General features: G+C 49.8%; 1 protein-coding gene. It reads left to right on the forward strand.

Annotation, left to right across the window (positions count from 1 at the left end):
- The coding region (locus tag RTW80_RS29425) for a hypothetical protein (RefSeq protein WP_312721659.1) at positions 1-269 on the forward strand (269 nt) is incomplete at both ends.

The raw sequence follows: 269 nt of genomic DNA on the forward strand, positions 1-269 counted from the left end.
TTGTTGCATCGAATTCAACGCTGAAACTGGGGGGCGACGTTCCGGTATTCATTGATATGTATGATGGCATCAATATTACCGGTAATGGTTTTGGCTTCCGCCAGGACGTTCGTGAAGGACGCTCTGCAGATGATGGCAGTAGCAGCTATACGGGCAATATTACACTGCAAAAAGGCTCCACGCTGGACATCAATAACCGGTTCACTGGCGGGATTGAAGCCCATGACAGTAAGGTAAACGTCACCTCACCGGATGCCCTTCTGCAGAAC

Origin of the sequence: Escherichia sp. AM3, assembly GCF_032029835.1 — a bacterium.
GTDB lineage: Bacteria > Pseudomonadota > Gammaproteobacteria > Enterobacterales > Enterobacteriaceae > Escherichia > Escherichia coli.